Origin of the sequence: Streptomyces sp. AJS327 (genome assembly GCF_013450295.1) — a bacterium.
In the GTDB taxonomy this organism is placed as follows: domain Bacteria; phylum Actinomycetota; class Actinomycetes; order Streptomycetales; family Streptomycetaceae; genus Streptomyces.
In genome coordinates this window covers 1,797,888-1,817,597 of record NZ_SKBR01000002.1, presented here as the reverse complement: position 1 = coordinate 1,817,597, position 19,710 = coordinate 1,797,888, and the positions used below count along the sequence as shown (strand labels likewise).

Below are 19,710 nucleotides of genomic sequence, written 5' to 3'. Positions count from 1 at the left end.
TGTGATGTTCCGCTGCCGTACCGCTCCGACACTCCTCGCGGGCGACCCCGTCTGACCCACCGAGGCCTGGCCCCGCGCGGTCGGCCCGCGGGCCGGTACGGCCCGTTCCACCGTCCGTCGTGACGCAACTGACCACGGTCGTGGGGCAGTTACCCCCTCCGAGGGAACCCTTCGCAGCTCGGCGGCACTCTTGACTACAGCAAGTGGAAAACGTCTCTTATGTCATTTTTGTATGGGCCTTCTGGGGTGAGCCCGGGCGTGCCTGTGCGCCAGAACTCCGCCCCGGCCCGTCCTCGCTCCGTTGTTCCGGGTCGCCAGCGATGGCAGGTGGAGGCGGCCCGTGGGCGGGTCAACCTCGCCCGGCTACTGGAACGGGCGCTGCTGGCGGCTCCCGGGGTCCGGGAGGCTCGGGTCAGCGTGATCACCGGAGGGCTGCTGGTCCTCCACGGACCCGAACTCACGGAGGGGGAAGCGGCCCAACTGGTGCGTCGCACCATCGAGGGGGTGCTGTCGCGCGCCTTCCCCGCCTCGGCTCCGGCCACCTCGCCGGGCCCGGCGCCACAGGTGGCGGGCGGCTCCGCTGAGACCGCTTCCGGTCCTCGCCTCACCGCCGACGGGGTCCCAGCCGAGCGCCGCGGCCCGGACGCCGTGACGGTGGCGCTCGGCGGCGGCGCGGCCGCCACCGCCGTGCTGGGCAGCGCGAAGTTCGGCCTGGCGTGGCTGACCGGCCCCTGGGTGAGTCTGGGCCTCATCGGCGCCGCGACCGCTGTCGTCATCAGACGGGCGCTGCGACGTTCCGGTGGAGGCGAGAGCTCCTCCGACCGCCGCTCCCCCTTCCTCCCCCGGCTCTTCCGTCAGCACCGGGCGAGATGCGCCCTGGCGACCACCCTGTCGGTGCTCGACCAGGTGGTCCACGCCGCGGTCTTCTCCACCGTCGCCTACTCGATCACCGTCCTCGTGCAGGGCGGGAGTTACCTGCTGGCCGGGCTGGGAGTGGTCGGCCTGAGCAGTCAGATGTACCTCCTGGGCGGCCTGGTGACGCTGGGCACGCTGGTGTCGGCGGGGCTGTCGTACTTCGCGGAGAGCAACTGGGACCGGCTGGGCCAGGCCGTCGAGCACCACTGGCGTACCACCACCTACTCCCACGTCCTCCGGCTGTCGACCGCGGACGTGGAAGGCGAGCGGGCGGGCCACACCTCACGCGTGCTGAGCGAGGACATCGGTCAGTTGGGCACCTTCGTCGGGCACACCATGCACGAACTCGTGCAACTGGGCACGTGTTTCGCCGTTCTGGTGCCGGCGATGCTCTGCTTCGCCCCCCAGATCGCCTGGGTCGCCTTCGCGCCGATCCCGCTGGTCGCCTGGCTCTCGTTCCACTACCAGAAGCGCGTCACCGCGGCCCACCGGCGATCCGCGGAGACCCGCTCGCGGCTCAACAGCCGGATGGCCGACGGTCTCCAGGCACACGCGACCGTCAAGGCGGCCTGCACCGAGAGCCACGAGGAGCAGCGGGCGGCCGAGCTGAGCGAGGAGCACGGTTCCGCCAATCACCAGACGAGACGCAGTTCGGCGCTCCAGGCGCACATGGTGCGGATGTGTGCCATGGCCACGCTGCCCGGCGTCCTTCTGCTGGGCGGAAGGTCCGTGATGCTGGGAGAACTCTCCGTCGAGGGCTTCAGCCCCCTCGTGGAGTTGCCGACGATCGCGCTCGCCCGGCTGAACCGGCTCGGCGTCCTGACGGACAGCTACCAGCGCTCCCGCGCGGCGTTCGGCCGGCTGGAACACCTGCGGGAGCTGCCCACCGAGCCACAGGGCGGACGCGCGTCACTCTCCGGGGAGGTCAGGGGGGCGTTCGAGCTGTCCGGCGTGACGTTCTCCTATCCGGGGCGCGAGCCCGTGCTGCGCGATCTGTCCCTGCGGATCCCCTCGGGGCGGGTCACCGGCGTGGTCGGGGCCACGGGGGCCGGGAAGACGACGGTGGCCAGACTCCTGATGCGCTTCGCGCACCCGGACTCCGGACAGGTCCTCCTCGACGGTGTCGACGTGCGCACGTTGTCCCTGCGGGAGCTGCGCGGGGCCATCGGGCTGGTCTCCCAGGAGCCCTTCCTGTTCGACGGGACCATCGCGGACAACATCCGCTACGGCAGCTTCGACGCTCCGCAGGCCCGTGTCATCGACGCGGCGAAGGCGGCCGGTGCGGACTCGTTCATCGAAGCGCTGCCCGCCGGCTACGACACCCCGGTCGGCGAACGGGGCACGGCGCTCTCGGGCGGTCAGCGGCAGCGCGTCGCGCTCGCTCGGACGATCCTCGACAACCCGCCCATCGTGATCCTCGACGAGGCGACCTCCGCGGTCGACAACGAGACGGAGGCAGCCATCCAGCGTGGGCTCGACACCTTCGCGCGGGACAAGACCCTCATCGTCATCGCGCACCGTCTGTCCACCGTCCGGAACGCTGACCGCATCTACGTGCTGGAGCGTGGCGGGGTCGTCGCCCAGCAGGGCACCCACACCGATCTGCTGCGGCGCGGCGGCAAGTACGCCAACCTGTGGCGCCTACAGACGGGCGAAGCCGCGGCGGGCGGCGAGCGGCCCACGGACACCGGCAGGCAGCTCGCGGCCACGGCCGGTCGCGAACTGCGCATCGTCCCGGGCGGCTCGGCCCGCACGGCTGACGCCGAACCGGTGGATGACACCGAACCGGTGGTCGCGGGAGGGCTCCCGCTGTCGTGACGGGCCGCTAACCGACCGAGGGGGCGCCCATGCCGCTGGGGCGGCCACACACGACGAACCCCCGGCCGGTGCGGGGCTGGATTTCGGACGGTCGGGGTGGAGTGCCGCAGTACGGGCGCTCCGCCGGGGTCCACTCCCGGGCCTCCGTGGCCTTCCGGGCCCGGGGTTACTCCCGTGCGGGGCGGGGCGGTTGATCGCCGGTCACCGCGCGTCCCGGCGACGAGCGCCGGCCGGTCCACCGCCAGTCTCCCGCCGATCCCCCGCCCGTCCCCAACCGGCCTCCCTGGCCCGGGCGGTACCGGTGCGGGACGCGAACACGGGGTGCCAGGCGGTCCGTTGGCCGTGCGCGCCGTCTCATCACCCACTCGTCCCCTCGTCGTCTCGTCCGGACCGGTGCGGCGTCCGGGCTGGACTCGGGTGGGCGGTGGGCCGGTGGCGGTGGATCGGAGGCGATGGGGCCGGGGCGGGCGGGCCCGGCGGTCCCGCTGAGCCAGTAGAGTGAGCGCCCGTGGCTGCACGACCCTTGAACGAGATCGTCGAACCGGGCTGGGCCAAGGCACTGGAACCGGTCGCTGAACGCGTCGCCGCGATGGGCGACTTCCTGCGGGCCGAGATCGCCGCGGGCAGAACGTACCTGCCGGCGGGCGCGCACGTACTCCGCGCCTTCCAGCAGCCCTTCGACGAGGTGCGGGTCCTCGTCGTCGGTCAGGACCCCTATCCCACGCCGGGCCACGCGGTCGGGCTGTCCTTCTCGGTGGCGCCGGAGGTCCGGCCGCTGCCCGGGAGCCTGGAGAACATCTTCCGCGAGATGCACCAGGACATCGGCGCCGACCGGCCCTCCAACGGGGACCTGACCCCCTGGACCGAGCAGGGGGTGCTGCTGCTCAACAGAGCGCTGACCACCGCTCCGCGGAAACCCGGTGGGCACCGGGGGAAGGGGTGGGAGGAGGTCACCGAACAGGCCATCCGGGCGCTCGCGGCGCGCGGGCGCCCCCTGGTGGCGGTGCTCTGGGGCCGGGACGCGCGCAACCTGCGCCCGCTGCTGGGTGGCACGCCCGCCGTCGAGTCCGCGCACCCCTCTCCGATGTCCGCCGACCGGGGCTTCTTCGGCTCCCGTCCGTTCAGCCGAGTCAACGAGATGCTGGCGCAGCAGGGCGCGTCACCGGTGGACTGGCGGCTGCCGTGAGCGGTGGGGCGCCGGGGGGCGCGGGGGTGCGAAGACCGGAACCGGAGGGCGAGCCGGGCTGGGTGCTGGGGGTCGACTCCGGCGGGTCGGGGCTGCGCGTGGCGCTGGCCCGCGCTGACGGCTCCGCCGTGCCCTCCGACGGTCTGACCCGGGACCTCGGGGAACCGGTGCGCACGGGGCCGCGGGGGATCGAACCGGCGGCGATGCTGGGGCGGTTGCTCCCGGCGGCGCGCGCGCTGCTGACGGCGGCCGGTTCGGCGGGGCCGCCCGTCGCCGTCTGTGTCGGGGCCGCGGGGATGGCGACGCTGGGTGAGGGGCTGCGGGCCGAGCTGCCCGGGGCGTTCGCGCGGGAACTCGACGTGCGGCGGCTCGCGTTGGCGGCGGACGGGGTGACGGCGTACGCCGGGGCGCTCGGTGAGGCTCCCGGGGCGGTGGTCGCGGCCGGTACCGGAATGATCGCTATGGGTACCGATCTACGGGCCTGGCGACGGGCCGACGGCTGGGGTCATCTGCTCGGTGACTGCGGCGGCGGCGCGTGGATCGGCCGCGCCGGGCTGGAGGCGGCGATGCGTGCCGCCGACGGCCGGGAGGGCGGCTCGGCGGCTCTGCGCGAGCGGGCCGAGGCGGTGTTCGGGGCACCCCTCAGCGAACTCCCGGGCCAGCTGTACCCGCGGCAGGACCGGCCCGCGGTGCTGGCCTCGTTCGCGCCCGAGGTGGCGCGCTGCGCTCCGCGGGACGCGGTGGCCGCGGGGGTGCTGCGCGCGGCGGGCCGGGAGATCGCGCGGAGCGCGGCGGCGGTCTGCCCCCCGGGGGAGGGTGCCCGGGTCGCGCTCACCGGGGGGCTGTTCCGGCTGGGTGAGGGCCTGCTGGGTCCGGTGCGGGAGGAGCTGGCCGCCCGGCTGCCGCTGGCGCGCGAGGTTCCCTCGCCGGGCGATCCGCTGCGCGGGGCGCTGCTGGTGGCGGACCGGCTTGCGCGCGGGACGCTGGTGCTCCCTCGTGATCGCCCGTTGCTGACCGTTGCTGCCCATCTGACGTCGGAATCTGTTCTCTGACCGGAACGCCGAAGCGGACATACCAGGACGGTATCCCCCGCCCGAACAGCGAGGCCGGGCAAGGCATTAGCATGCGGGCACATGAGCTCCCCCACAGGGCCCGACAACGGCCTGCCCGTACGAATGCCGCGTCCACGCCAGCCCGGACGGCACCGCCGGCCGGAGCCCGTGGTGGCTCCCGAGAACGCCCCGGCGCTGGTGCTGGCCGTCCCGGGCACGCCGTCCGGCACGCACCGCGGCCTCGCCGAGGAGACGCTCAGCATCGCCCGTTCCGAACTTCCCGGGCTGGACGCCCGGATCGGCTATGTCGATGGCACCGACGAGGAGTTCCCCTCGCTGCGGACCGTCCTGACGCAGGCCGCGGAGGAGCGGGTCGCGCGGGCGCGGGAGGCCGCCGCCGCCTCCGAGGAGGCGGGGCCGGTCGCGGACGAACTCCCGGCGGTGGTGGTTCCGCTGCTGGCCGGTCCCGAGGCCGCGCGGATGCGCCAGATACGGCAGGCGGTGCTGAACAGCGGCTCGGGAGCGGAGCTGACCGACGTGCTGGGGCCGCACCCGCTGCTCGCGGAGGGGGTGCACGTCAAGCTGTCGGAGGCGAGTCTCGCGCGGGCGGACCGGGCCCGGCTGTTCACCGTCGCGACGGCGGCGGACGGCATCGTGCTCGCCACCCTCGGCGGGGAGGAGGCCGTGCAGGCCGCCGGGATCACGGGCATGCTGCTCGCGGCCCGGCTGGCGGTGCCGGTGCTGGCCGCCGCGCTGGACGAGGAGGGCGGCGTGCCGCGTGTCGCGGAGCAGCTGCGGGGCGCCGGTTCGCGACAGCTGGCTATCGCGCCCTGTCTGATCGGGCCGGAGATCCCCGAGGGGCTGTTGGAGACGGCGGCGCGGGAGGCCGGGTGCGCGACGGCCGAGCCGCTGGGCACCTATCCGGCCGTGGGCAAGCTGGTCGCCTCCGCCTACGCGGCGAAGCTGGGCATCGGCCCGCAGTCCCCTCAGGGGGCGCGGAGCACCCCCTGAGGGGACGTCTCCCGTGGTGTCGGCCGGGCCGCCCGACGGGCCCGTGGGCCCCGGGTGCCCGGCGCGCGGTGTGCTGGGCCCCGCTGGTCCCGGTGTCCGGCGGGGAGTTGGGGACGGGCGTCAGCCGAGGGCGACCCAGGAGGCGGCCGGTGCGGGGACGGAACCGGCTCGCCGGGGCACCCCGTCCGCCGGGTCCACCACGAACCAGGTGACGTCGCCGGAGCGTTCGTTGGCGCAGTAGAGCAGGCGGCCGGTGGGGTGCCCGGTGAGGGAGCGCGGCCAGTGCCCGCCGCAGGGCACGGTGGTGACCAGCCGGGCGGTGCCGTCGGGTCCGCCGTCGAGCGCGAGTACCGCGACGCTGTCGTGTCCCCGGTTCGCCACCCAGGCGAAGCGGCCGTCGGGGGAGATGACCAGTCCCGAGGGGTGGTTGCCCTCGGCGGGGGTGTCCTCGGGCAGGGTGCGGCACTCGCCCAGCGCGCGCAGGCCGCCGTCCGCGGCGTCCCAGCGCCAGGTGGTGACGGTCGGCTCCAGTTCGCTGACCAGTAGGAGGCGCGTGCCGTCGGGGTGGAAAGCCAGGTGGCGGGGGCCGGTTCCGGGTCGCGCCGGGACAGCGCGCGGCGGGCGGTCGCCGTCCAGTCCGTACACCAGGATCTCGTCGGTGCCCAGGTCGGTGGCGAGCAGCCAGCGGCCGGAGGGGTCGGGGACGACGGCGTGCGCGTGGGGGCCGGTCTGTCGGGCGGGGTCGGGGCCGGTGCCGTGGTGCTGGTGGGTGACGGCCGGGGTGAGGGGCTCTCCCCCGGCCGCGAGCGCCAGTGAACTGACGCTGCCCGAGCCGTAGTTCGCGGTCCAGAGCCGTCCGCCCGCGAGCGTCAGGTGGGTGGGCGCCGAGCCGTCGACGGGTACTACCGGGCCGAGCGCGACGGGGTGCGCCGGGTCGGCGAGGGAGAACGCCCGCACGCCGCCCTCCGGCAGCTCGCTGACCGCGTACAGCAGCGCGGCGTGGGCCGCGCGGGCCAGACAGGACGGGTTGGGCAGGGCCGGTCCCGTGTGGTGGACCGGTGTGAGGGCGCCGGTGCCGGGGTCGAGCGCGGCCGTGGTGATCCCGTGGCCGCCCTGTTCGGTGAACGATCCGATGTACGCCCACTGTTCGCCGCCGACGCGGTTCTCGCTCATCGCGCCTCCTGTCGCTGACCGCCCCGGTCCGGGCCGACGGTAACAGCGCACCGGGCGGCGGTCCCGCGCTCCGCAACCGCGACCGGTGCCGTCCGGGGGCGAGCCGGGGACGCGGGTCGTTGCCATGCTGGGGGGATGAGCAGCGCATCCGACTCCCCCGTCCGGCGGTCCACCTCCCGCCCCGCGGTGATCTTCGATCTCGACGGCACACTCGTCGACAGCGAGCCGAACTACTACGAGGCGGGACGCCGGGTGCTCGCCGCGCACGGCGTCCCCGGTTTCAGATGGGCGGACCACACCCGGTTCATCGGCATCAGCACCCGGGAGACCCTGAGCGCGCTCCGCGAGCGGCACGGCATCGCCGCGCCGGTCGAGCGGTTGCTCGCCGAGAAGGACCGGGAGTACCTGGCGCTGGCTCCCCGTATGGCGGTGTTCCCGCGGATGCGGGAGTTCGCGGAGTTGCTCCGCCGGGAGGGGCATCCGCTGGCGGTGGCCTCCGGTTCGTCCCGCGCCGCGATCGGGGCGGTGCTCTCGCACACCGGGCTGGACCGGCTCTTCCCGGTGTGGGTCTCGGCCGAGGAGGTCGTCGCGGGCAAGCCCCGGCCGGAGGTGTTCCTGGAGGCCGCGCGGAGGCTGGGTGTCGGGGCGTCCGAGTGTGTGGTGGTGGAGGACGCGCCGCCGGGTGCGGAGGCCGCCCGGCGGGCGGGAATGCGCTGTGTCGCGGTCCCGTACCTGCCGGTGGCGGCCGGGGATCCGGCGTTCGCCAGCGCGGGTCTGCTGGTCGCGGGCGGCCAGTCGGCTTTCGATCCGCGGCACGCTTACGCCTGGGCCGTGGGCTGACCCGGCGGCCCGGATCGTCGGGCGGGGCAGGGTCCGCGACGGCCCGTCACTCGCACGGAAGCACACCTTTCGCACCATATGGGAAGTACGTCTACCTTTGAGCTGTCGCCTACGCCGGGGCACGAGAGCGTGGGCCCGATCCAGCGAGGCGGCAGAGGGAGCGCTATGCCCACGGTGACGACACGCGACGGTGTGGAGATCTTCTACCGGGACTACGGTGGTGGCCGTCCCGTGCTCTTCCTCCACGGCTGGCCGCTGAACGGGGAAGCCTGGGAGGAGCAGCTGCGGCTCGTGGCGGGGCACGGCTACCGTGGCGTCGCCCACGACCGCCGGGGGCACGGCCGCTCCACCCCGGTGTGGGACGGGTACGACTTCGACACCTTCGCCGACGATCTGAACGACCTCCTCACCGCGCTCGACCTCCGGGAGGTCACCCTGGTGGGGCACTCGATGGGTGGCGGTGAACTCGCCCGGTACGTCGGGCGGCACGGCACCGGCCGGCTCCGGTCGGCGGTGCTGCTCTCGGCCATTCCCCCGGTGATGGTCCAGTCCGCCGACAACCCGGACGGCACCCCGGCGGAGGTCTTCGAGGACATCAAGAGCGGGCTCCTCGCGGAGCGTTCACAGTTCTGGAGGGACACCGCCGAGGGGTTCTTCGGCGGCAACCGGGAGGGGAACCGGGTCACCCAGGGCAACCGGGACGCCTTCTGGCTGATGGCCATGGCGCAGACCCTGGAGGGCGGGGTGCGGTGTGTCGACGCCTTCGCGCACACGGACTTCACCGAGGACCTCCGGGCCTTCGACGTCCCGACCCTCCTCGTCCACGGCGACGACGACCAGGTGGTCCCGATCGGCGCGGCGAGCGCGAGGGCCGCGACGATCGTCCCCCGCTCCGTCTACAAGATCTATCCGGGCGGTTCCCACGGCATCGCCCTCGTCCCCGGTGAGAAGGAGAGGTTCAACGCCGACCTGCTGGAGTTCCTGCGTACCTGAGGACGGGGCCGTCACGCGGCGCACCGCGGCCGGTCGGGACCGGACCGCGCGCCGTCCCGGCCCGCCCTCGCGCACCGGCCCGCCCCGTCCCGCACCACCCGCGGAGAGTGCACATGAGCGAGAAGTTCACCACGTCAGAGTCCGGTATCCCCGCCGAGAGCGACCAGTACTCGCTGTCCCCGGGCCCCGACGGCCCGGTGCTGCTCCAGGACGTCTACCTCATCGAGAAGATGGCGCTGTTCAACCGGGAGCGCATTCCGGAGCGCGTGGTGCACGCGAAGGGCTCCGGGGCGTATGGCACCTTCGAAGTGACCAACGACGTCAGTGAGTTCACCCGCGCCGACCTGTTCCAGCCGGGGCGGCGCACCAGGATGCTGGCCCGGTTCTCCACCGTGGCCGGGGAGACCGGCAGTCCGGACACCTGGCGGGACCCCCGGGGGTTCGCGCTGAAGTTCTACACCGACCACGGCGTGTTCGACATGGTGGGCAACAACACCCCGATCTTCTTCATGCGGGACCCCAGCAAGTTCCAGGACTTCATCCGCAGCCAGAAGCGGGGTATCCGGGGGGCGTTGCGGGACAACGACATGCAGTGGGACTACTGGACGCTGTCGCCGGAGTCGGCGCACCAGGTGACGTACCTGATGGGCGACCGGGGTATCCCCCGCACCTACCGGCAGATGAACGGCTACAGCTCGCACACCTACCTGTGGGTCAACGCGGCGGGCCGGAAGACGTGGGTGAAGTACCACTTCATCTCGGACCAGGGGGTCGACTTCCTCACCGACGCGGAGGCGGCCGTGCTCGCCGGGGAGGACGCCGACTGCCACCGTCGGGACCTGCTGGAGGCCATCGACCGGGGCGACCACCCGTCGTGGACGCTGTACGTGCAGCTCATCCCCTACGAGGACGCGGCGGACTTCCGGTTCAACATCTTCGACGTCACCAAGACCGTGCCGCACGGCGACTATCCGCTCACCGAGGTGGGGCGGATGACGCTGCACACCAACCCGGACGACTTCTTCGTCCACATCGAGCAGGCCACCTTCGAGCCGTCCAACCTGGTGCCGGGGACCGGGCCGTCACCGGACAAGATGCTCCAGGCGCGGCTGTTCTCCTACGCCGACACCCACCGGTACCGGGTCGGCACCAACTACAACCAGTTGCCGCCCAACCGGTCCGACAGCGAGGTGCGTTCGTACGCCAAGGACGGCGCGATGCGCTACGTCCCGCCGAACGTCGCCCGGCCGTACGCGCCCAACTCCTACGGCGGTCCGGCCGCCGACGAGGAGCGCTGCAACCATCCGGCCGGGTGGACGGTGGAGACGGCCGAGATCATCCGGGCCGCCTACACCCTGCACTCGGCGGACGACGACTTCGGGCAGCCGGGGACGCTGGTCCGCGAGGTGCTGGACGACGCGGCCCGGGACCGGCTGGTTGGCAACGTGACCCGGCACCTGCTGAACGGGGTCTCGCGGCCGGTTCTGGAACGCGCCGTGGAGTACTGGCGGAACGTGGACCGGGCGACCGGCGACCGGGTCGCCCAGGGCGTCGGGCTCAGCTGACCCCGGCGGATGGGGAGTTCGGGGCCGGGCGGGCCGCCACCCGCCCGGCCGCTCCAGTGTCCGCGTCAACGCCCGGGCAGGGCCGTCGGGTTCAGCGATCCCGGGGCAACGGCCCCCGCGCCCCGGGGTGTTCGGCCCGGCTGTCCCCACCGGGGCCCGGACCCAGCGGGGTTGGGGACGACCGGCCCGGCTTGCGGGAGCGCGGCCGGAGGACGCCCCCGCGCGTTCCCCGGCTCACGCGGGCCACTCCACGTTGGCCACCGCCGGTCGTTCGGCGTCGAGCACGGTACGGCGCTCCTGGCTGACCACCAGGGGCCCGGTGCCGCTCCGGGGCTGGTGCGGCGGTTCGGCGCGGACGGTGACCCACTGGGTCTCGGTGAAGGCGTCGAGGTTGGCCTGGTGGCCGCCGTGCCGCGCCCCGTTGCCCGAGTCCCCCAACCCGCCGAAGGGAGCGGCCGGTTCGTCGTTCACCGTCTGGTCGTTGATGTGCACCAGGCCGGTGGGGACCCGTTCGGCGAACGCGAGGCCGCGGAGCACGTCCCGGGTGAGGACGCCGAGCGAGAGGCCGTACGCGGAGTCGGCGGCCAGCCGCACGGCCTCCTCCTCGTCGTCGAAGGGGATCACGGGGGCGACGGGGCCGAACACCTCCCGCGCGTAGGCCGGGGCGTGCTCCGGCAGGTCGGTGAGGACCGTCGGCTGGTAGAACAGCTCCTGATAGCCGCCGCCGGTCACCAGGGTGCCCCCCGCCGTCACGCTCGCGGTGACCAGCTGGTGCACCCGGTCGCGCTGGCGCTCGTCTATCAGCGGGCCGACCGTCACCTCAGGGCGGCGCGGATCCCCGACCACGGCGTCCTCCGCGCACTCGGCGAGCGCCGCGACGTACTCCTCGGCGAGGGAGCGGTGCACCAGGTGCCGTCCGGTGGCCATGCAGATCTGCCCGGCGTGGTGGAAGGAGCCGTGTGCCCCGGCCGCCGCGGCCCGGCCCACGTCCGCGTCCTCCAGCACGACGAGCGCCGAGTTGCCGCCCAGCTCCAGATGGACCCGCTTGAGCAACTCCCCCGCCGTTCGGGCCAGTTCCCGCCCGGCGTCGGTGGAGCCGGTGAACGCGATGACCGGGGTGCGCGGGTGCCGCACCAGCGCCCGCCCGACGTCCGCGCCGCCGGGCAGGACGTGCAGCAGCCCCTCGGGCAGCCCCGCCGCCTCGAAGATCCGGGCGAGCACCGCTCCCCCGCAGACGGCGGTGCGCGGATCGGGCTTGAGGACCACGGCGTTGCCCAGCGCGAGGGCGGGCGCGAGCGCGCGGACGGCGAGCAGCAGCGGCGCGTTGAACGGGGAGATGACCCCGACCACGCCGACCGGGCGGCGCCGGGTGAGCGAGAGGCGGGGCTGCGCGGAGCGGAGCACCTCGCCGTACGGCAGCGCCGCGAGGGCGGCGGCCTCATGGCACTCCGCGGAGGCGACCAGGGCGGCGCGGCCCGCCATCGGTCGGGCGGCCCCGGACTCCCTGGCCGTCCAGTAGGCGATCTCCTCGGCGTGCTCGACGAACAGGGCCGCCGCGCGGCGCAGCACCTCGGCACGGTGGTCGTGTCCGCGCGCGGACCAGTCGCGTTGGGCTTCGGCGGCCCAGGTCACCGCCCGGTCGACGTCGGGCGCCTCCGCCCGCCCGACGCGGCCGAGCACCGCGCCGGTGGCGGGTTCGACGACCGAGCTGCCGTGTGGAACGGGTATCCAGGAGCCGGAGTAGATCCGGTCGTGCCACAGTTCGCGTGCGAGAAAGTCCACCCGAGCCTCCAGGGTCACCTCACGGACGATCCACCCGGGGCTTCCCGGACATGGTCCGCCGGAGACGAGCGTCGGCGCCGCCTCCTCGCACGGGGTGGAAAGCGCTTCCATGGTCGCCCGATCCCCGGACCGCCTCAACCGGCCGGTGTGCCGCTCCCGGCCACGGGAGGGCCGCCGGGTGCCACGGGCGCGGGGCGGCACACCGGCCGGTGACGGGGAACGCACGCTCCGACCGGCCGAGTTGATTCGCTCATCGGGACGAGGGGCGTACTGGGTCGCGGTGGAGCGCGGCAGGGGGCGTCGGGGCGCCCACGTGATCAGTACCCGCCCGGCGGGGAGGGTGCGCGGGCCGCGCGGTTCGCCACCCTCCGCCACCCCTTCGGCCTCCGGCGCACCTCCGGCGCCGCTCCGTTCCGCCCGGTGGGGCCCCAGTCCCGACCGCCTCGGGGGAACACGATCCGGCCCGTCCCGCCGGGCGCCGTCCCACCGGAGGGGGAACGGGAGCCGACGGAGGAGAGGTGAGGGTACCTCCCCACGGGGGCGCCGGGGGTGGCGTGTTCGCCGCGAGGTTCCCCAACTCTCCACGGCGGCACGTCTGTTCGGGCCGCAGGAGCCGCTGGTACGGGCGCCGGTGTCCCGGGCCGGCCCGGGACGCCCGGTTCCGGTCACGCCGTGCGGGGCGGACGGGGCGCGGGGCCGTCAACCGCCGTCCGCCCGGGGGCCGTTCCGCCCTGTCCCAGGCCGTTCCGGCGGTTCGGGGGCCGGGCGGGGCGTTCGTCAGGCGCGTCCGAACTCCGGCGGCCGGACGCAGCTCCGGCACCGCCGGGCGGAGGTCGCGAGCACGGCGTGCGCCGCCGCGGTGAGCGCCGCCGCGAGCAGCACGAGAGGCCAGTTGGCGGCGCCGGGCGCGCTCACCAGCAGCGCGAGTCCGCCGAGTGGCATCGCCACGCTGGCGGTGCTGCCGGTCCACGCGACGGCCAGCGGTAGCCGTCGCGGAGTGCGGACGCGCCGGGCCAGGACGCCGGTGGCCAGCAGTCCTCCGGCGGCCAGCGCCGCCGCCCCCACCGCGACCAGCGACAGGACCACCAGCGGGAACACCCACGGTGACAACGGCCATCCGCCGCCGGGCGACGGGGCGAGCGCCAGGTGCCAGCAGGCCACCAGCGGTGGGAGGGTGAGGGCCGTCGCCCGGGCCGTGTGCCGCACCTGGGCGATCGTCAACTCCCGCTGGCAGTCAGGCGCCAGGTCCTCGACGCCGCCGAAGTCGTGGAGGGCGCGACGCGTGGCGGCCGGGGGCGGGAGCCCCTGGTCGGTGTAGGCGGCTACGGTGTCGGTCAGGCCGTGCCGCAGCTCCTCCAGCATCCGCGCCCTGGCCCGGGACGGGCCCCGGAGCACCGCCGCCAGCGCCGCGAGGTGCTCCTCGACCGCCTCGCTACCGCCGGTCTCCGCCCGTCCGCCCGCCGCCGGGACCCGCTCCCGGGCCCGGACCCGGGTAGGGACCGGAGCCGGGCCGTCACCGGCGCTCATACGGTCCCGCCCCGCGGGGTTCCGGGGTCGAGCACGGCCCCGACGGCCGTGGTGAACTCCCGCCAGGCGCTCCGCTCCCCGGCCAGGGCGCGCCGTCCGGCGCCGGTCAACTCGTAGGCGCGGCGGCGGCGTTCGCCGCTGGAGCACCAGCTGCTGTTCAGCAGGCCCAGCCGCTCCAGCCGGTTGAGCGCCGGGTAGACGGTGCCGGTGCGCAGCTCCAGCACGCCGCCGCTGCGCCGCTGGACGGCGGTGATGATCGCGTAGCCGTGCAGCGGGCCCGCTTCGAGGGCCGCCAGGAGCAGCCCGTCCAGGTGCCCACGCACCGCGTCGGTCTTCTTCATAAGTAGGCAGCCTACACATGAGCGTTGTAGGCGTGCTATGTATTGGCAGCCAATATATTCACTCACTGAGGAGTGCCCGCGTGACCAAGGTGCTGCTGTCCCTGCACGTCCTCGCCGCGATCCTGACGGTGGGACCGATCACCGTCGCGGCGTCGATGTTCCCGCGCTACGCCCGCCGTTCGGCCGAGAGTGCCGCCCGGGCCCGCCCGGTGGCCGGACGCGTGGGGCACGAGGGCGATCCCGGCCCGGGCGGCGGGGCGTTGACGGCGGAGGCGGAGGGCGGAGCGTCCGCCGGGGAGCCGGACGCGCCGGGACGGGCCGCCGGGATCGCCGCGCTGCTGCACGGGATCTGCCGGGGCTACGGCGTCGTCGGGGTCAGCGTCCCGGTCTTCGGGATAGCGACCGGCGCCCAGCTGGGGGTGCTGACGGACCTCTGGCTGGTCGCCTCGCTCATCCTGACCACCGGGGCCGCCGCGCTGTTGGTCTGGGGCATCCTGCCCGGACAGCGGCGGGCGCTCGGCGACCCCGAGGCGGGCACGGCCCCGGCCGGTCCCGCCGGGGCCGCCGCCCTGGCGAGTCGGCTGGCCATGCTCACGGGCGTCTTCAACGTCCTCTGGACGATCGTGGTGGTCCTCATGATCGTGCGGCCGGGGTCGACGACCGGCACCTGAGCACGGGCCGCCCGTCGTGCCCCCGCGCGGGTCGCCGTCCCGTCGCGCCGCCGTACGGAGCCCGGTCAGCGGGAGGCGGTGATCCAGCGCAGCAGTCCGTAGAGGAGCTGGGTGGCTCCGGGCATGAAGGCGGAACCGTGGTGGTAGACGGGGTCCATCGTGGAGACGATGAGCCTGCCCGGGGTGCTCACCCGGTCCTCGTAGAGGATGGCCGACGGCCCGTCGCCCGGGGGCCCGGCGGTGACGAGGGTGCTGGCGCCCTCGGGTGGGCGCAGCAGACCGTGGTAGTGCCAGACCACCGCGCGCTCCGACAGGTGTGCCCACGCCTCGTGCCGGGGTGAGCGGACGCGGATTCCGGGGTCCTCGCCGGTGCGCCACCACCAGAAGTTGGTCTCCGCCGGGCGGTGTTCGGCCAGGCCGGGGAGCCAGGGGGTGATCTCGTTCTCGCCCAGCACGACCAGGGTCCCGCCCCGGGCCGCCACCGTGAGCAGGTCGTCCGCCCGCTCGCGCAGCAGCCGGGGGTGCAGGCGGTCGCTGACGACGAGCCCGTCGAGCCCGTCGAGATCGGCGGGGCCGGTCTCGGGGAGATACAGCGCCCGGGGGCGGTGGACGCGGACGGCGGGGTCGTCCAGGGTGGCGAGTTGGTGGAAGCTGCCGCCGTGCAGCAGCCCCAGGGTGGGTTCGGCGCGGCTCATCGGCCCTCCAGCCAGTCGAGCAGCCGCTCACCCAGCCGCCGGGTGCTGCGGTCGGGGTCGGCGAAGATGGTCAGGTCGTTCCCGGCGTGCGCGAGGACCTCGCCGTCCCCGAGCCGGTAGTGGATGTCGATCGGCAGCCGGTGGGGGCCGATCCCGTTGAGGACGGTGGCGTCCGGGGGCAGTTCGCCGTGGTAGCCGCGCCCGTAGAACCCGGCGACGCCGGTCTCCGCGAGCCGGTCACCGGTGGCGCCCGCGGCCGATCCGCCGGTGCGGTACAGGAGTTCGTCGTAGTCGACGCCCTCCCAGACCGGGTGCGGGGTGACGGGCGAGATCCGCAGGTCCGACGGCCCCCGGAAGTCGAGTCGCCGCCAGCGGCCGAGGCCGGGCAGGAACGGCAGCCGCACGTGCCCGTTGACCAGCACCCGGCCGCCGCCACGGACGAAGTCGGTGAGCGCGTCGGTGCGGGAGAGGAAGACCTGGTCGCAGCCGCCGACGAGGGAGACGCCCATGCAGCCGCGCAGCGTCGCGGCGCTGAGCTGGTAGAGGTCGAGGGAGGTGGCGCGGGTGGCCCACTCCGCGGCGAGCTGCCCTGGCGCGGCCTCGCCCATGGTGACGAAGCGCACCGTGGGGGTGGGCGGGGAGACCGGGGTGGTGGGCGCGGGGAAGCCGTCCGGGGGCGCGGTGGTCACGCGGCGCTCCTTCCGTGCGGGGTGTCGGGGTGGGCGCCGGTGCGGGGCGGCCCGAGGTCGGAGGCGACGACGGTGCGTGGGCCCCGCTCGGTGGCCACCTCGGCGAGGGTGAGCGGCACCTGGTACAGCTCGCTGAGGACGGGGCCGGTCAGCAGCTCCTCCCGGGGGCCGCAGCGCACGTCGTCCGGGCCGAACACCAGCAGCGCGTCGTCGGCGAGGTGCAGCGCGTGGTCCGGGTGGTGGGTGGTGAGGACCACCCCCATGCCCTCGTCGGCCAGTTCGCCGAGCAGGGTGTGGACCCGTGCCTGGTTGCGCAGGTCGAGCGCCGAGGCCGGTTCGTCCAGGACCAGGATCCGGCAGTGGGCCGCCAGCGCGCGGGCGATCAGCGTCAACTGCCGCTCTCCGCCGCTGAGTTCGGTGTAGATACGGGGCGCGAGATGGGCGATGCCCACCCGGTCCAGCGCCTCGGCGGCGCGGCGCCGGTCCCGTTCGCCGGGGGTGGCGTAGGCGCGCAGGTGCCGGGTGCGGCCCATCAGCACCATGTCGGCGACCGAGTAGGAGAGCGCGGCCCCGTGCGACTGCGGTACGTACGCGACGGGCCGGGTGGCGCGCACCGTGCCCGCGCTCGGCTTGAGCAGCCCGGCGGCGCACCGCAACAGGGTGGTCTTGCCCCGGCCGTTGGGGCCGAGCACAGCCAGCACCCGGCCCTCCCGCGCGGTGGCGTGCACGTCGCGGAAGACCCAGCGGCCGGGGGTGTAGCGGTAGCCGATTCCGTTCAGCTCAATCATTGATCCACATCCGGTCGCGGGACCTGGCGAGCAGGACGACGAAGAACGGGGCGCCGATGACGGCGGTGAGGATCCCCAGCGGCATCTCCCCGGAGGTGAGACAGCGCGACAGGGTGTCGATCACCGTCAGGTAGGCGCCGCCGAGCAGGAAGGAGGCGGGCAGCAGCACCCGGTGGTCGGTGCCGGCCCAGAGCCGCGCGAGGTGCGGCACGACCAGCCCGACCCAGCCGACGAGGCCGGACACCGCGACCGAACCCGCGGTGATCAGGGCGACGGCGGTCAGGAGCAGCAGCCGCGTGGGGCGCGGCGGGACACCGAGCGAGGCGGCGTCCTCGTCCCCGAGGGAGAGGACGTTGAGCCGCCAGCGCAGGCAGAGCACCACCAGGGCCCCGGCGAGCACCGGCCCCACCGCGACCAGGACCTTCCCGTAGGAGGCGGTGGCGAGGCTGCCGAGCAGCCAGAACACGATGGAGGGCAGCTCGGTGTAGGGGTCCGCGACGTAGGTGGCGAAGGAGACCAGCGCGCTGAAGAACGCGCCGGTCACGGTGCCGGCGAGAATGATCATCAGGAGCGGTGAGCCCCCGGCGCGGCCCCCGACCAGCAGCACGATCGCCAGCGCGAGGAGGCCGAACGCGAAGGCTCCGGTGACGAGTTGCAGGGAGCCGAGGCCGAAGAGCAGGGCCAATACGCCGCCGAGTGAGGCGCCGGAGGACACCCCGATCACGTCCGGGCTGACCAGCGGGTTGCGGAAGACGCCCTGGAGCGCCGCGCCGCTGAGCGCGAGCCCCCCGCCGACCAGCAGCGCGAGCAGCACCCGGGGAAGGCGGACGTCGAGGACCACCGCCTCCTCGGTCGGCGTCCAGGTCCGGGCGAGCGGCAGTACCTGCCCGCCGATCATCCGCAGGATCTCGTTCGGCGGCACCAGGTACCGTCCGAGCGCGAGGGCGCCGAGCGCCACCAGCAGGGTGCCGAGGGCGAGCAGCGGGAGCGCCGCGCGGCGGCGGCCGCGGACCGGGGCGCCGTCGGTGCGCTCGGGGTCCCCGGCCGCGTGCCCGGGCGGGGCGGAGGCGTCCGGTCCCCGCTCGTCTCCCGCCGGGGCGTGGGGGGTTGGGGCGCGGCCGGACACGGGGGTCTCAACCTCGGAAGCGGCCATAGCCCGCGCTCTTCCCGTTCATGTCGATCCGGAGGATCTCGTCGGCCTGTTTCGGGGAGATCTCGTAGTCGTAGAGGTAGCCGAGGCGCTCGGGCAGCCGCTCCCGGACGTCGGCCCGCAGGCCGGGGTGGAGCACCTGGGAGAGCCAGCGCCACATCAGGGGCGACTCGCAGTTCGGCGGGTCCCAGCGGTAGCCGCCGAGCGGGATCTTGTAGACCCGGCGCTGGCGTACCGCGCGCAGGGAACGGAGGGCGGGCGCGCGGTAGATGTCGGCGGGGGTGGAGGCGTCGAAGGCGCCGAGGAGGATGACGTCGGGGTCCCAACGGTGCAGCTGTTCGGTGCCGACGGCGGTGTTGCCCGGCGGCAGGCCCGTCGCGGCGGAGGTGCCGCCCGCGAGCGCGACGGAGTGGTCCATGTAGTGGTCGCCGTAGGTCTCGTAACCGTCGGTCGCGGCGTTGAGGTAGAGGACCTTCGGTTCGCGGGCGCGGAGCTTGCGCACCGCGGCCTTGACGGCGGTGGCCTCCTCCTCCATCCAGTCGAGGATGGCCTTGGCCCGCCCGCGCTCGCCGGTCAGCTTCCCGAAGGTGGAGACCCAGGTCTCCAGGTGCTTCTGGGTTCCGTAGGTCAGGCCGAGCACCACGCATCCGGCCTTCTCCAGCGGCGCGATGACGTCGTCGCCCTGGTCGGCCCACTGGATGACCACGTCGGGTTCGAGCTTGACCACGGTCTCGACGTTGGGTGCGAAGTCGGAGCCCGCGACGGTGGTCGTGTTCTTCGACGCCGGGTGCATCACGCCGAACAGGCCCTCGCGGTTGGCGGTGCGCGTCGACTCGTTGATGCCCTTGATCCGGCCGTAGCCGCCGTCCACGGCGGTGAGGATCGCGGGTACCGGCATGACGGTGGTGACGATCCGCTGGACCGGCTGGTCGAAGCGGAGCTTCTCGCCCCGCTGGTCGGTGACGGTGAAGCCGCCTCCCTTCCCGCCGGTGGAGGCCGCGTCGCGGTCCTCCCGGCTGGAGCAGGCGGCGAGCGCGGTTCCGCCGAGCGCGGCCGCCGACCCGGCGGCCAGTCCGCGCAGCAGCCGGCGGCGGCTGGGTCCGCCGGGACCGGCCGGGCGCGGCGCCGTGGCCGCGCGGGCCCGAGGGAGCTCCGGCGTTCCGGGAGTTGTGCCGTCCCCCGTGGGACGGGCGGATCTCGTGACAGGGGTGGACACCAGCGACCTCCACGACGACTCAGCAAGGTAAGGCTTACCTTACTCACAGTCCGAAAGTCGCCGCTCGATGGGTCCCGTTCACTCCCCCTACGCCCGATTCCAACCGCCCCACTCCAACCGCGCCCCGGCTCCCCTCCCCCGCGCGCGCCCATCCCCGGCCACCCCCGAAAGCTCGTCAACTCCCCTCCCCCACCTGCGTGTTCAGGAGTGGCCGCGACCGGGGACACGAGGGAAGCGGAGGCCGACGGCGAACCCCCCACGCCTCCCGACCCCGACACCCCTCCGGGGAGCGGGGGTG

The 19,710-nt window shown here is 74.4% G+C and carries 17 protein-coding genes; 8 read left to right on the top strand and 9 right to left on the bottom strand.

Going from position 1 to position 19,710, the window contains the following annotated elements:
* Nucleotides 1–327: 327 nt before the first annotated feature.
* The 4 genes from E0L36_RS17030 to E0L36_RS17015 all read left to right on the top strand — a co-directional run bounded on the left by E0L36_RS17030 (nucleotide 328) and on the right by E0L36_RS17015 (nucleotide 5,982).
* Complete coding sequence (locus E0L36_RS17030) at nucleotides 328–2,733, top strand: ABC transporter ATP-binding protein (protein WP_308416789.1); 2,406 nt, start codon at nucleotides 328–330, stop codon at nucleotides 2,731–2,733.
* A gap of 508 nt (nucleotides 2,734–3,241) precedes the next feature.
* On the top strand, nucleotides 3,242–3,919 hold the full coding sequence (locus tag E0L36_RS17025) for a uracil-DNA glycosylase (protein ID WP_180929830.1): 678 nt from the start codon (nucleotides 3,242–3,244) through the stop codon (nucleotides 3,917–3,919).
* A gap of 26 nt (nucleotides 3,920–3,945) precedes the next feature.
* On the top strand, nucleotides 3,946–4,971 hold the full coding sequence (locus tag E0L36_RS17020; protein WP_180929829.1) for a BadF/BadG/BcrA/BcrD ATPase family protein: 1,026 nt from the start codon (nucleotides 3,946–3,948) through the stop codon (nucleotides 4,969–4,971).
* Between the two features lie 81 nt (nucleotides 4,972–5,052).
* Complete coding sequence (locus E0L36_RS17015) at nucleotides 5,053–5,982, top strand: hypothetical protein (protein WP_180929828.1); 930 nt, start codon at nucleotides 5,053–5,055, stop codon at nucleotides 5,980–5,982.
* 120 nt (nucleotides 5,983–6,102) lie between these two features.
* Here E0L36_RS17015 and E0L36_RS17010 read toward each other — a convergent pair whose 3' ends face one another.
* On the bottom strand, nucleotides 6,103–7,155 hold the full coding sequence (locus E0L36_RS17010; RefSeq protein ID WP_180929827.1) for a lactonase family protein: 1,053 nt from the start codon (nucleotides 7,153–7,155) through the stop codon (nucleotides 6,103–6,105).
* 135 nt (nucleotides 7,156–7,290) lie between these two features.
* Here E0L36_RS17010 and E0L36_RS17005 point away from each other — a divergent pair, with 135 nt between their 5' ends.
* The 3 genes from E0L36_RS17005 (at nucleotide 7,291) to E0L36_RS16995 (ending at nucleotide 10,553) form a co-directional block, all read left to right on the top strand.
* Nucleotides 7,291–7,995, top strand: coding sequence for an HAD family phosphatase (locus tag E0L36_RS17005; protein ID WP_180929826.1), 705 nt, complete (start codon nucleotides 7,291–7,293; stop codon nucleotides 7,993–7,995).
* Between the two features lie 165 nt (nucleotides 7,996–8,160).
* The gene (locus E0L36_RS17000; RefSeq protein ID WP_180929825.1) at nucleotides 8,161–8,988 is read left to right on the top strand and encodes an alpha/beta fold hydrolase; all 828 of its coding nucleotides are present in this window, start codon (nucleotides 8,161–8,163) and stop codon (nucleotides 8,986–8,988) included.
* Between the two features lie 113 nt (nucleotides 8,989–9,101).
* On the top strand, nucleotides 9,102–10,553 hold the full coding sequence (locus E0L36_RS16995; protein ID WP_180929824.1) for a catalase: 1,452 nt from the start codon (nucleotides 9,102–9,104) through the stop codon (nucleotides 10,551–10,553).
* 234 nt (nucleotides 10,554–10,787) lie between these two features.
* On the opposite strand, the gene E0L36_RS16990 is transcribed toward E0L36_RS16995, so the two are convergent.
* The 3 genes from E0L36_RS16990 to E0L36_RS16980 all read right to left on the bottom strand — a co-directional run bounded on the left by E0L36_RS16990 (nucleotide 10,788) and on the right by E0L36_RS16980 (nucleotide 14,203).
* On the bottom strand, nucleotides 10,788–12,335 hold the full coding sequence (locus E0L36_RS16990; RefSeq protein WP_308416788.1) for an aldehyde dehydrogenase family protein: 1,548 nt from the start codon (nucleotides 12,333–12,335) through the stop codon (nucleotides 10,788–10,790).
* Nucleotides 12,336–13,112: 777 nt separating this feature from the next.
* Nucleotides 13,113–13,862, bottom strand: coding sequence for a permease prefix domain 1-containing protein (locus tag E0L36_RS16985; RefSeq protein ID WP_180929822.1), 750 nt, complete (start codon nucleotides 13,860–13,862; stop codon nucleotides 13,113–13,115).
* Nucleotides 13,859–14,203, bottom strand: a complete 345-nt coding sequence (locus E0L36_RS16980) for a helix-turn-helix transcriptional regulator (protein WP_180929821.1) — start codon at nucleotides 14,201–14,203, stop codon at nucleotides 13,859–13,861. Before E0L36_RS16980 ends, E0L36_RS16985 begins: the two co-directional genes overlap by 4 nt.
* 80 nt (nucleotides 14,204–14,283) lie before the next feature.
* Here E0L36_RS16980 and E0L36_RS16975 point away from each other — a divergent pair, with 80 nt between their 5' ends.
* The gene (locus E0L36_RS16975) at nucleotides 14,284–14,874 is read left to right on the top strand and encodes a hypothetical protein (RefSeq protein WP_180929820.1); all 591 of its coding nucleotides are present in this window, start codon (nucleotides 14,284–14,286) and stop codon (nucleotides 14,872–14,874) included.
* Nucleotides 14,875–14,939: 65 nt separating this feature from the next.
* Here E0L36_RS16975 and E0L36_RS16970 read toward each other — a convergent pair whose 3' ends face one another.
* From E0L36_RS16970 to E0L36_RS16950, 5 genes are read right to left on the bottom strand one after another with little or no spacing between them, the layout of a single operon-like run.
* Nucleotides 14,940–15,569: a hypothetical protein gene (locus tag E0L36_RS16970; protein WP_180929819.1), complete on the bottom strand. Its 630-nt coding sequence runs from the start codon at nucleotides 15,567–15,569 to the stop codon at nucleotides 14,940–14,942.
* Nucleotides 15,566–16,258 (bottom strand): hypothetical protein, encoded by a 693-nt coding sequence (locus E0L36_RS16965; RefSeq protein WP_180929818.1) that lies wholly within the window; start codon nucleotides 16,256–16,258, stop codon nucleotides 15,566–15,568. The genes E0L36_RS16970 and E0L36_RS16965 overlap by 4 nt, the downstream gene beginning before the upstream one ends.
* Complete coding sequence (locus E0L36_RS16960; RefSeq protein ID WP_180929817.1) at nucleotides 16,255–17,046, bottom strand: ABC transporter ATP-binding protein; 792 nt, start codon at nucleotides 17,044–17,046, stop codon at nucleotides 16,255–16,257. Before E0L36_RS16960 ends, E0L36_RS16965 begins: the two co-directional genes overlap by 4 nt.
* Complete coding sequence (locus E0L36_RS16955) at nucleotides 17,039–18,199, bottom strand: iron ABC transporter permease (RefSeq protein ID WP_180929816.1); 1,161 nt, start codon at nucleotides 18,197–18,199, stop codon at nucleotides 17,039–17,041. The genes E0L36_RS16960 and E0L36_RS16955 overlap by 8 nt, the downstream gene beginning before the upstream one ends.
* Complete coding sequence (locus E0L36_RS16950; RefSeq protein WP_308416787.1) at nucleotides 18,180–19,412, bottom strand: ABC transporter substrate-binding protein; 1,233 nt, start codon at nucleotides 19,410–19,412, stop codon at nucleotides 18,180–18,182. Before E0L36_RS16950 ends, E0L36_RS16955 begins: the two co-directional genes overlap by 20 nt.
* Between the last annotated feature and the right edge of the window lie 298 nt (nucleotides 19,413–19,710).

Bases quoted from the DNA above. Each gene is read 5' to 3' on its own strand.
- E0L36_RS16955 (WP_180929816.1), bottom strand. From the start codon at position 18,199: ATGGCCGCTTCCGAGGTTGAGACCCCCGTGTCCGGCCGCGCCCCAACC.
- E0L36_RS17005 (WP_180929826.1), top strand. From the start codon at position 7,291: ATGAGCAGCGCATCCGACTCCCCCGTCCGGCGGTCCACCTCCCGCCCC.
- E0L36_RS17000 (WP_180929825.1), top strand. From the start codon at position 8,161: ATGCCCACGGTGACGACACGCGACGGTGTGGAGATCTTCTACCGGGAC.
- E0L36_RS16980 (WP_180929821.1), bottom strand. From the start codon at position 14,203: ATGAAGAAGACCGACGCGGTGCGTGGGCACCTGGACGGGCTGCTCCTG.
- E0L36_RS16985 (WP_180929822.1), bottom strand. From the start codon at position 13,862: ATGAGCGCCGGTGACGGCCCGGCTCCGGTCCCTACCCGGGTCCGGGCC.
- E0L36_RS17010 (WP_180929827.1), bottom strand. From the start codon at position 7,155: ATGAGCGAGAACCGCGTCGGCGGCGAACAGTGGGCGTACATCGGATCG.
- E0L36_RS17015 (WP_180929828.1), top strand. From the start codon at position 5,053: ATGAGCTCCCCCACAGGGCCCGACAACGGCCTGCCCGTACGAATGCCG.
- E0L36_RS16970 (WP_180929819.1), bottom strand. From the start codon at position 15,569: ATGAGCCGCGCCGAACCCACCCTGGGGCTGCTGCACGGCGGCAGCTTC.
- E0L36_RS16960 (WP_180929817.1), bottom strand. From the start codon at position 17,046: ATGATTGAGCTGAACGGAATCGGCTACCGCTACACCCCCGGCCGCTGG.
- E0L36_RS16995 (WP_180929824.1), top strand. From the start codon at position 9,102: ATGAGCGAGAAGTTCACCACGTCAGAGTCCGGTATCCCCGCCGAGAGC.